Source organism: Cupriavidus sp. MPR-AND1C (assembly GCF_058809705.1).
In genome coordinates this window covers 1-9,046 of sequence record NZ_JBXASU010000159.1, presented here as the reverse complement: position 1 = coordinate 9,046, position 9,046 = coordinate 1, and the positions used below count along the sequence as shown (strand labels likewise).

The following is a 9,046-nucleotide window of genomic DNA, read 5'->3' as shown; positions in this document are numbered from 1 at the left end:
GAGATAATGTCGGCTCACCGGTCCAATTGCCGATGAGCCATTACCTGCCCTCCACACAAAAGAACTGACAGGCCCAGCGACCGCGTTGACGTCAATAGCCCGGCGGCGGATAGCTGCTGTCTAACTCGCCTTAGGTCCATGAATCCCGGTATTAAGGATCAAAAATGCCAGAACAAGAAAACGAACGTTCATCAAAATAATCGGAATTATTCCGGACAAGTTTCTGTAGCTTTCTAGTTCCAATCCGAGATTGAACCGGAGCCTCTGCCGATCGATCCATCAATACTGAAACACCAACTGCAACCCCGCCGTCACCCCCGCCGTATGAAACGCCGCCGGCTTATAAACCGGCATACCCAAAAACAAGTCATACGACACCGCCCCCAGCTTCGACCCGAGCCCGCCTCGCAGCCCGATCACCGCGCCCGCCAGTTGCGTACCCACCAGCCCTTCGGTCGACGGACCAAACACCCGCCCATAGTCCAGCCCCGCGTACAGCGCCTGCCCGCTCCCGCCCAGCGGCGCCTGTAGCTCATTGCGCCAGTAGAAACCGCGCTCCCCCGCCAGCAGGCTTTCGCCATCGAAGCCGCGCACCGTGTACCGGCTGCCGATGGTCAGCGCGTCGATATAGAACAACCGGTCATTGGTGAACTGCCCGCGCACGGTAGTGACGTAGCGCAGCGATTGCGCCGCCAGCTTGAACGGCACCGACAAGTTCGCATCCAGCACGGCCATGCGGTAGCGCCAGGTGGGGCCGCCCAGCCCGGCCAGCGTATCGGCCTGCGCGCCAAGGCCGGCCACGCCCTGGCGGTAGGCCAGGCTGCCGTCGAACTGGGCGGCGCCGAAGTAGTGGCGATCGGTGATGCCCACCTCCACCACCGTGTTGTTGCGCCGCTGCTGCTCGATTTCCGTATCCTCGATAAAGCTCTTGCCAAAGCGCTTGGACAGCCGGAACTGCAGCCCGAGCACATCGTTCTGGCTGCGGCTGAGCACCCGCTGCAGCTTGAAATCCACCGTCTGCGAATTGCCGCTGGAGACAAAGGTCTGGTTGACGCCGGCAATCTGCTGGTAATAGGTGCTGGAATACGCCGACACCGTGCCCGTCCAGTAACCCCACGGCACCGAGTAGAAACCGTTCCAGCCATGCGTGCCGTGGCGCCGGTCGCCAAAGGCCAGATCCTGGCTGTAGCCCACGTTGAACAGGTCGTTCAGGCCCAGCGGGTTGTCAATGCCCACGCTCAGGTTGCCCTGCAGCTTGCCGGTGGAGCGCGTGCCCGAGTTGTCCATCGACGCCACCACCGTCCACGGCTTGGTCCGCCTGACCGCGATCACCACGTCGCTCTGGCCCGGCACGCTGGTGGGCACAACCTGCATGTCCACATCCTGGCTGGTCACGCGCTTCATCTGCTCCAGCCCTTGCTCCAGGTCCCGCAGGTTCAGCAGATCGCCGGAGCGCGCGGGAAACGCGCTCTTCCACGTGCCCCGGAGATCCGGCTCGGCAAAGCGCAATTGCCCGATCACGCCGGGGATCAACGCCATGCGCAGCGTGCCGGTGCTCAGATCCTGCTCGGGCAGCAACACGCGCGTTGTCACATAGCCCCGGCCAAGGATGACATGCGACACTCCCTTGGCAAGCATGTCCACGCCCTGCTTGCCGATGCAAGCCCCCTGGTAGTGATCCAGCCACGCACGGGCAAAGGCGAACGGATCCTGCGGCAAGGCAGACGCGCCGCGCGCATGCAGCGCGGGCGGCAGCTCTGCCGGGACTTCAAGCACAAAGCGCTCGATGCGAAAGCACGGCTGCTCAACCGGCAACGCGGGAAACCCCTCCGCCGAGGGCTGCGCTGCCCGCACGCCCGGCGCCTGGACCGCCTGGGCGCGTTCGCGGGCTTCCTGCTGCTGGCGCACGCGCTGTTCCTGTTCCGCGCCGGAGAGGATGGCGGCCTGACCCGGATTGGCGGGAGGGACCTGGGCACGCAATGACGTGCTGGTGTAACCCGCACCACCCGCCACCGAAAGCATTGTGGCAATCATTCTTCTTCTGATCTGCATGAAAGCTTGTATGTGCGTGACCAAGCGTCACGGCATGTTCAGCATCCGCGCGCGGCTAACCGCTCACGCCATTAGTCGAAACCGATGCAGGTAAAACCCCGCTGGCGCGGCTGGACCCGTTTGAGCTGGACCGGCTTGATGTCCATCTCGTCCGTCTCATCAAACACCGCGATATGGCAGTAAGGCTTGTTCGCGCTCACCGCCTGCTTCCAGATGGAAACCTTCGCCGACTCCTCATCCGGCCCCGGCCTGCCATGCGCGACGTACTTGTGACCCGCCTCCGGACTGAACCGAACCATATCGCGGCAGCGATGAATGCCTGATGCACCGTCAATCGCAATCACCAGCGGACGCGCGGCACGCACGCGGATGCTTTGCGCTGCGGACTGCGTGTTCAAGACGGCATCACCCTGGTAGCAGCCCTTCTGGTTCACTTGCGGAATGGTCATGCTGAAGCCGCCGGTTCCGTAAAGCTCGGCGGACGGATCGTCCGGACCGAGCGGCGGCGCGAGCGTGGAAACGGATGTGCAACCGGCCAGCAGGGCTGGCAGTGCGAGCATGGCGAGACGAGAGAATTGACCCATATGTTTACTTCTTTATATTTGCTTGCTGACAACGCCGGGAAAAGCACGCCCGGATACGACGTCAGGCCAAGGGGTGGCGCTCCGCGTTACGCACAACGCCCACGACCCAGCCCGACAAGACAACAACCGCAGCGCGCTACTCCACGCTAGCCGGAGCAACCGCAGAAGCCGGACCGGCTTCCGCCGCCGCCTCGGCAGCCTCCTTCGGCGGCGTCTCCTCCTTGATCACATAAGACGGATCGGCAACCCAACGCCCCAGATCCTTCCCGATGGCAACGGCGGTACGGTCAAGGATGGAGCACGTCCCCTTGAAACCACCCCACATCCCGCCAACCGACCACCGGTTGATCTTGGTATTGCGGATCACCTTGCCGCCTTCAAGTAGATCGGCAGTCACAGTGATAGCTTTAGGGCCAGTCCAGGCACCGCCGCCAACACCCAGGATGTGGGTGATTTGCAGCCGGAGCACCTGCGCGCCGCTGGCATCGCCCGTGGACGCGACCGTGCCGTCGCCGGTCTTGTTCCGCTTGCGCAGTACATCGCCGACGCGGGTCGTCAGCATGTTCTCGATCTGGCATTCGGATTTGACCTGGTCGACTACGCTGGCGCCCGGCGCGTAGGTGACTGGGGTTTCCAGGAGGACCGGGCTGGCTGCGAAAGCGGTGGTGGTGGAAAGGCAAAGACCGATTAAGAGCAGATGCTTCATTATTTTGTTTTTAGACAAATTTGAAATTAATGTAAATCTATGTGCCAGCGTCTGATTACACTCGGCATACCCAATGCAGAACATTGCACGATACGCTTGCTCAATGATCAATTCAGACTCGTTTATTATCCCCCTCCAATAATCAGGCGACTATAAATATTCACGCGAAAATTTTCTCCACCCTGCCCGGAGGAAAAAATAATCAGCCGGACGAGTATCCGCTACTTTCTAGCGATGCAACAAGAAAATCACCTTACATTTACCCCCCTGAAAATACCGAGCGAATATGCGAAACCAACCCCAAAAGATCACCGTAAGCTATCGGCCCAAACTCCGGATAGTTTAGTGCCATATATTGACCAACCACCATATCAGCATCGAGGGCGATTTTCCGAGATTCAGATGTTCTCTTTGGATAGATAACCCAGTTTGTTGTTCCCGGAAACATATCTCGCGAGCGCCCTTCCATGGTCCACTCAATCTCTCCATTGTATGTTTCTACTGCAAATCTAAGTTTATGAATAACCTCTGGATCTTCATTCTCAAATCGAAAACTAGTATAAGGTGGCATTGCCGACCTATCTTCCATTTTCGGTTGCTGACCTCTAAATTGAATTTCCGGATATCTGGATTCAAATTTTTTCCAAGCGAGTTGACCGAGTTTTTCAACAAAGTCAAGCAATTCTCGCCCTTGCGTTGTGTGGTCGAAATAATTGAGATTCACAAATCCATCCCGCAAATGGAACTATCCACTAATGACCCTCGATATCCACCATCCCTGCTTATTTAATAAAATACTCCATCATCTAGAATATATTCTGACGCTTCCAATTCCTGACTAAAGTTTCACAGCCGACGTTAATGGCTATTCCTGCGAAAACACCGTTTTCAAATGCTCGGCCAAGGCACATAGATCCGCATAAGCTAACGGCCCGAAGCCCGGATACTTTTCCCCCACATACTGCTCAGCGGGAACTCCGACCTCTCGCGCCACTTCGGACACTTCAATAACTAGTTTTGGGCAAATCATCCAATTCGTGGTTCCTGGAAACGAATCCCGATAATGGCCCACCATTACCCACTTGACATCCCCCTCAAATGTATCCAAAGCCGACTTAATTTTTGATATTATTTCAGGATTTTCATCTACAAATCTAAAACTGGTGAAAGGCGGGATCTTAGATCGATCCTCACTTATTGGATCTTGATCTTTGAATTTGAAAATTGGATATCTTGACTCAAATCTTTGCCAAGCTAGCGGGCCAAGCTCCTCAATAACATCAAGCAACTCCCGCCCTTGCTTTGCATCGTCGGATCTCATTACTGCAGCCATATTAACTCTTTAAAATTGTTACCCCCTCAAGATCAATAACCCCCAATTTTCACACTCCAATAAAACGAATTTTCCCGGAACACGAAGGTCACGGCACGGAATTTACCCGGCCACTCTCGAAAGCGACACACGATTCTCCGACGCATCAGCGAAATACCCTTCACGCGCCTCAATCCAGGTTTCGTAAAATTTCAAACTTAATCACTGGACAAAATAGTCTTTAGCTCCTTGACTGAATATTCCTCCTGACCAGTTAGTGCACCTGAATCATTGTAGACAACAGAATCGGCGTAACTACATAGTGCGTATGCGACAACGCCTGCAAAATCCCAACTTCCTCTTGTTGTTACCCCTGCCAACCACGTCCATTTATCATCTCCCGTGACATCGGGAGTTGTCTCACAAAACGAAACCCAACACTTCTCATCAGAACCAACGCCCTCTACGAAAACAAAATTTTCTTTCCAATTTTCATCGGCATCAGACGATTTACCACCGTATACATTTGGCACGGACCACCCTACATCGGAGAACCCGGAGGCAATCAAATCGACAATTTCGTTGAGTCCCGATGGAACCGCATGAAGGGGAACAAAGATACTATTTGCCATGCCAGCCCTCCTCTTTCACACCTGATATTCTTGACCACATCAAGTACAGTTACTCAAACCAGATCAATTTCGATTCGATCATGAGCAATGCGATAAGATCATCAAATGCTGGTTCCGAGGTTCCGTCGCTACAACGAAGCCTAATTTTTTCTCCATCGCCCTCGACGATCATGCCAGAGTTACCGATCCAAGCCATAATAATCCCATCAATTCGCCACACATTCCAAGCCTTCAAGACTGTGTCTGATGCGCATGAAATCTCCATATCAACAACATCCGGACTAGTGTCTTCCCATAAAACTATGTCTTTCTGTTTCTGGCCGGCGACCGCGATGTGAGCACGATCAACCTTTATCCTAAGTCCTTGAACCGGACTATTTTTTGCCGATATTCGCTTTACACGGACATGCCATTTCCCCGCCGCCAGAGGGAGCCGATGTATCGGCACCACGGACGCGTCATTGAAAATTACTGGCTGACCTTGGGACTCTTGAAATAATTTGGCAAGTGATTTTGAAGGCATAGATCCTAGGATACTGTAAGTCATATACATCCATCTCCGCTTCGGTTTCAACTCACCTTGGATGATGGCCACCGCACCGAATAAGTCAGCGTTTCCCTAGGCACAGTTCCTTTTTAATCAAGCACTAACCCCTAAACGGATCAAACAAAATGCTTTTCCCCAAAGAGCGCGCCTCAGCAATTTTTTTCAGCATCAAATCAATCAATCCCGAAGCAGATGGATTTATTATGACGACTTCAATCAACTCATGAGCAAGAGACTCGATTCCCTCACCGGAAATCAGATCATAATCATCGAAACTCAAGCTCGAAAGAATAGGAAATTCCTCCGAATCCAATTCCAATAAGAAATTTGCCATATCCATCGGTATTTCGAGCCGACTCAAAGCTCCATCTTGCCCCGTGGATGCCAGATCTTTATCCCAAACAGTTAAATAATACATAGCCTAAAAAGTTTTACCTGGAAATGCGTTGACCAAATTTCCTTTTGAGTCAGTAATAACTGTCATGAAATTCGTCGACTGGCCTCCAATTTTTGCATCAATACCGACTGGTCGCCCCAAATCAACTGTTCGAATGAAGTTACCAGATGTTGGTGATTGATATGCGGGTGTTTTCACAACCAACGGGTCTTGTAAAAAAACCTTCAACTCATCCTTAGAAATCGTGAATGCGGATTTATTTGGCCCCCAGGCACCGCCATGCTTCGCCCACGCATATTCAAGCCCACTACTTTTAACAGCTGCATCGCCTGTCCGCACGTTGATTCGAGATGCAACGACACCTTGCGCTGCATTGAAACCATCAGTTGCACCCCCAGCTCCTACTATGGGCTGGCTCCCTTTTGCACCAGTGATCCCCACGCCCTTTCCGAGGGCTGCGGCCTCCTCCGCCGCCGTTGTCGCTGTCTTGACTACCCCAGCTGGTCCACCAAACGGCAAATACGTAACCAACTCACCGCCGATTCGCCCAATTTCCTTGGCATCGCCCTTCTCGTAGGCCGACGCGAGTCTCTCTCTCTGCTCAGCCGTAGCATTGGCTATCAGCGCCTCCCAGGCCGTTGGATTCGCCAGAAGCCGACCCAATCCATCAATCGTGCCTCGCAACTCTTCGCCCGCCTTCTGGTCGCCCAGCCCTGAGGCCACGACGGTGCCCGCTAGCTTTGCCATGTCAGCAAGTCCCTGGGCGATTGCATGCCCAGCGCCGGTTGCGGTGCCAACAAGGCGATCAACCTTCGACATCGTTCCCGCCGCCTGCGCCTCCGTGTTCATGGCAAGCAGAATGTAGTCGACTGGACTGACGCCGAATGTACCAAAGGTTTCGTCCCGCTTACGAAGGATCTCGGCCTGGGCGGAGCGAACCTCTTGTTGCAAACCTGTGCAAACCGCACTGCTGCTCCCCGCGCAGGCTGACAGAGCTGCATCACGTTGCTTGTCAAGTGCGACGAGCCGATCGCGCTCCCGGCAAGCTTCTGCGTTGCCGCTTACCGTGCAGGATTGATTTGCTTTCGTGAAATCGAGTATCTCTTGGTGCTTCAGATAGTTGTTTTCCGTGGCAACCTTGCCAACGCTACCGCCCGCAGCCAAGTCAGTGCTGGATCCACCGGCAACACCGCCGGCCAAGCCGCCGACGATCATGCCCGCAAGCTGCACCAGCGACTTTCTGTCTTCTACGCTGACGCCCTCCATACCAAGCAGTTGTGCGCCGAATGACTCCACTGCCAGCTTGGCGGCGGCGCCGCCTGCTGCGCCTGCTGCAAAGTTGCCGCCGATCGCCATTGACATGAGACCGCCCAGAAGGCCGTGCACGGCCACCTTGGTCGCCGTGGGCTGGCCCTTGAGAAGGTCTCCTGCCTTGTCATAAACCATTGGCGCCAACTGCTGCACCAGTTCGGCCCGGACCTTGTTCTCCTCCTGCTGCTCCTTTACCTTCTTCGCATCAAAGATCTTATCGAGAGCCTGGTTAGCGCCATCCGTATCCCGATTCAAGCTGGCAAGCGTTTCGTCCACCGTCTTGCCAGTCTTCTCCTTCTGCGCCTCGGCATTGGTGATAGTGACCGTGCCATTGGCAATGCCGCTCTTGGTAGTGCCGGCGGCATCGCCTTCGATTGCCTTTTGCGCATTCCCCGCGGCCGTGGCCGCAAGGGTGTTCACGCCGTTCTTCAGCAGGCTCTGACCACTGTCGAAGCTGCCGGCAATCGTCGACGAACTACTGCTGTACTCCGCCTTGTTCTCAATATCGCTGGTAGTCAGCGTGCCGGTGGTGAGGCTGTTCTTGCCAGCGTCAGCCGTGCTGGCCAGCACCGCTCCCTTCAGGTCCGTGTTCTGCTTGACGTTGACCTGGAAGCCGCCATTGCCCGCATATTTCAGTGCAACCGATATCGCCGATCTGCGAATACCATCCAATCAGACGATTGGACCTCGCTCGGTGTATTCTGAAATTGCTCCGTCTCATCATTCGGATGGCGAGGCATCCTCTCTGATAGCCTTCGCTTTTCGTACCGCTTCGAGCCAATCTTTCCAGGCTGCGGGATCAGCTGGTCCGTGCCCGCCCTCCCATACCTGCCAAGAGAGGGACCCAAGCATTCCGCCAAGCTCATCAGACTTTGTCAACTCGTACTCATGCTCAAGAAAATAGAACATTGCACGATACGCTTGCTCAATGGTCAGTTCTGACTCGTTCATTATTTCCATCCTGGTCGAATTGGTGAAGAAAGCCCTGTATTTTGATTAAACGTTTGTGGCGTTTTATTTATTCCGCCATTCCAAATTTGACCATTTCTAGTTTGCGTCCAGACTTGCGTCCCATTTGGCAACGTCTTTCCTGACCAGACGTTCCCGAATCTGTCCGATCCCAACGTTGTTGCCGGGTCATTGGCTACGCTAGAAAGTAATTCACGATTTTCCGGCGTATCAGGGATATGCCCTTCACGCTCCCCAAATATCTTTACTGCGCGGTTCTCTGTCAAGGAGAATTTATCTGCCGCAGAATCGCTCTTGCTAAAAATTGCTCCGAGCCCTTGAATGATCTGAGCCGGCAACGAGATTACCGCGACGACAGCGTCTGTGATCGGCTTGATGAGCGGCGAATTGTTATTGTCCCTCGATTTGTCCGGGGTTCCGATCAGGGCACTTTCCTCAATGTTTGCAGGCCTGCCGGGAACCTGAAACTGTCTCTGAGGCTCGCCCGACGTGGGGGGCGGGGTCGGCGCCGGCATCGGGTGGGCAAGGAAATTGTA

Annotated in this window: 10 protein-coding genes and 1 pseudogene; all 11 read right to left on the bottom strand. The window is 54.7% G+C overall.

Going from position 1 to position 9,046, the window contains the following annotated elements:
- Positions 1 to 279 precede the first annotated feature (279 nt).
- On the bottom strand, positions 280 to 2,034 hold the full coding sequence (locus AC1RWI_RS37235; protein WP_492870809.1) for a ShlB/FhaC/HecB family hemolysin secretion/activation protein: 1,755 nt from the start codon (positions 2,032 to 2,034) through the stop codon (positions 280 to 282).
- An 89-nt stretch (positions 2,035 to 2,123) separates the two neighbouring features.
- On the bottom strand, positions 2,124 to 2,636 hold the full coding sequence (locus tag AC1RWI_RS37230) for a hypothetical protein (RefSeq protein ID WP_492870808.1): 513 nt from the start codon (positions 2,634 to 2,636) through the stop codon (positions 2,124 to 2,126).
- 136 nt (positions 2,637 to 2,772) lie between these two features.
- On the bottom strand, positions 2,773 to 3,453 hold the full coding sequence (locus AC1RWI_RS37225) for a hypothetical protein (protein ID WP_492870807.1): 681 nt from the start codon (positions 3,451 to 3,453) through the stop codon (positions 2,773 to 2,775).
- Positions 3,454 to 3,601: 148 nt separating this feature from the next.
- Positions 3,602 to 4,066: a hypothetical protein gene (locus tag AC1RWI_RS37220; RefSeq protein ID WP_492870806.1), complete on the bottom strand. Its 465-nt coding sequence runs from the start codon at positions 4,064 to 4,066 to the stop codon at positions 3,602 to 3,604.
- A 141-nt stretch (positions 4,067 to 4,207) separates the two neighbouring features.
- Entirely contained in the window at positions 4,208 to 4,675 is a 468-nt protein-coding gene (locus AC1RWI_RS37215) for a hypothetical protein (protein ID WP_492870805.1), read from the bottom strand.
- 197 nt (positions 4,676 to 4,872) lie between these two features.
- Complete coding sequence (locus AC1RWI_RS37210) at positions 4,873 to 5,286, bottom strand: hypothetical protein (RefSeq protein ID WP_492870804.1); 414 nt, start codon at positions 5,284 to 5,286, stop codon at positions 4,873 to 4,875.
- Positions 5,287 to 5,335: 49 nt separating this feature from the next.
- Entirely contained in the window at positions 5,336 to 5,833 is a 498-nt protein-coding gene (locus AC1RWI_RS37205; RefSeq protein ID WP_492870803.1) for a hypothetical protein, read from the bottom strand.
- A gap of 100 nt (positions 5,834 to 5,933) precedes the next feature.
- A complete protein-coding gene (locus tag AC1RWI_RS37200) occupies positions 5,934 to 6,251 on the bottom strand; it encodes a hypothetical protein (protein ID WP_492870802.1) in 318 nt (105 codons plus the stop codon).
- Positions 6,252 to 6,254: 3 nt separating this feature from the next.
- Positions 6,255 to 8,213 (bottom strand): VENN motif pre-toxin domain-containing protein, encoded by a 1,959-nt coding sequence (locus AC1RWI_RS37195; RefSeq protein WP_492870801.1) that lies wholly within the window; start codon positions 8,211 to 8,213, stop codon positions 6,255 to 6,257.
- A gap of 48 nt (positions 8,214 to 8,261) precedes the next feature.
- On the bottom strand, positions 8,262 to 8,492 hold the full coding sequence (locus AC1RWI_RS37190) for a hypothetical protein (protein ID WP_043358062.1): 231 nt from the start codon (positions 8,490 to 8,492) through the stop codon (positions 8,262 to 8,264).
- A pseudogene (locus AC1RWI_RS37185) lies at positions 8,492 to 9,046 on the bottom strand (hypothetical protein); the annotation flags it as partial. The gene AC1RWI_RS37190 and the pseudogene AC1RWI_RS37185, both read right to left, overlap by 1 nt.

Bases quoted from the DNA above. Each gene is read 5' to 3' on its own strand.
- AC1RWI_RS37235 (WP_492870809.1), bottom strand. From the start codon at position 2,034: ATGATTGCCACAATGCTTTCGGTGGCGGGTGGTGCGGGTTACACCAGC.
- AC1RWI_RS37230 (WP_492870808.1), bottom strand. From the start codon at position 2,636: ATGGGTCAATTCTCTCGTCTCGCCATGCTCGCACTGCCAGCCCTGCTG.
- AC1RWI_RS37215 (WP_492870805.1), bottom strand. From the start codon at position 4,675: ATGGCTGCAGTAATGAGATCCGACGATGCAAAGCAAGGGCGGGAGTTG.
- AC1RWI_RS37210 (WP_492870804.1), bottom strand. From the start codon at position 5,286: ATGGCAAATAGTATCTTTGTTCCCCTTCATGCGGTTCCATCGGGACTC.
- AC1RWI_RS37205 (WP_492870803.1), bottom strand. From the start codon at position 5,833: ATGACTTACAGTATCCTAGGATCTATGCCTTCAAAATCACTTGCCAAA.
- AC1RWI_RS37200 (WP_492870802.1), bottom strand. From the start codon at position 6,251: ATGTATTATTTAACTGTTTGGGATAAAGATCTGGCATCCACGGGGCAA.
- AC1RWI_RS37190 (WP_043358062.1), bottom strand. From the start codon at position 8,492: ATGAACGAGTCAGAACTGACCATTGAGCAAGCGTATCGTGCAATGTTC.